This window comes from Endozoicomonas atrinae (genome assembly GCF_001647025.1).
In the GTDB taxonomy this organism is placed as follows: Bacteria; Pseudomonadota; Gammaproteobacteria; order Pseudomonadales; family Endozoicomonadaceae; genus Endozoicomonas; species Endozoicomonas atrinae.
The window spans coordinates 1-1,082 of record NZ_LUKQ02000607.1; the positions used below are offsets into that span (position 1 = coordinate 1).

At 53.5% G+C, this 1,082-nt stretch carries 1 protein-coding gene; it reads right to left on the reverse strand.

What is annotated here, in order from left to right; all coding sequences use genetic code 11:
* Positions 1-1,082: hypothetical protein (locus AK963_RS34085; RefSeq protein ID WP_175404740.1), on the reverse strand; the 1,082-nt coding region annotated here is incomplete at both ends.

Sequence of the window (1,082 nt, forward strand, 5' to 3'; positions counted from 1 at the left end):
ACGGCAAATTCACTGCCTACTGTCTGGCCCTGGCTATCGACAATACGGGCGTAAACACCGTAGCCCTGACCATCAGCACCGGTAGAATCCATCCAGGTAACCACATACCCGCCATTGCTGAGTGAGGCGATCGCAGGGGCTTCACCGACGTCATTGGAGGTGCTTTCAGTTAATTGAATCGGACTACCGATGGTGTTGCCCTGGCTATCCACCCGTTGGCTGTGTATTGTGCCGCCGTCTTCCCGCCAGGCCAGTGCAATATTACCGTCATTGAGAACGGTAATGGCTGGGTACTCCTGATCGACGCTGCTGATTGTGATCTGAATTTCCTGGGCATCTCTGGGAGTACCATCGGCATCATAGCGACGCATATACAGATCACTCTGACCGCCATTGCTGGTGTATTCGTGTTGGTCATCCCAGACGGTGACAAAACCGCCATCGGGCAAGGCGGCTGATTGAACGCCACTTTGTCCCAGGAAGGTGTGTTGAGTATTCAGCTGGAAAGCGGCCTGGCGTACGCTGCCATCGGCATTATGAACTTGTGACCAGACATTAACGGAATCCGAGCCGTTAAAGAGGTAGTGAGACCAGCTGACAACAAAACCACCATCGTCTAATACCGTTACGCTACGGCTATAGCTGGTTTTATTATTTGGGTCATCGTGAACAGTAATTTCTGCACCCTGAGCCCCCCCCTGACTGTCATAACGCTGGGCTTTAATGGTATCGCCCGAACTGTTCCAGACATGGAGATAGCCACCGTCACTGGTGGCGGCCATGGCATTATAAAAGCCGCCGCCAGATGTTGCTTCTGCCGAGGCAGCAACGGTGCCGCCGGAGGGCGTCAGAACTGGCGCATCATTGATAGCGGTTAATGAAATCGTTGCTGAAATGGCATCGGCACTGAAGGCCGTGGTACCGCCATGGCTGCTGGCATCTTCATACTGTCCCGCAGTACCGGAGGTTCTATCCCAGGCACGGAAGTCAAAGGTGGCATCGCCGTTGTAGTCATCATTAGGGACAAAGCGCACTTTGTGATAACTGTCTAATAGCAGGGCATGGTTATCTGCCAGACTGCC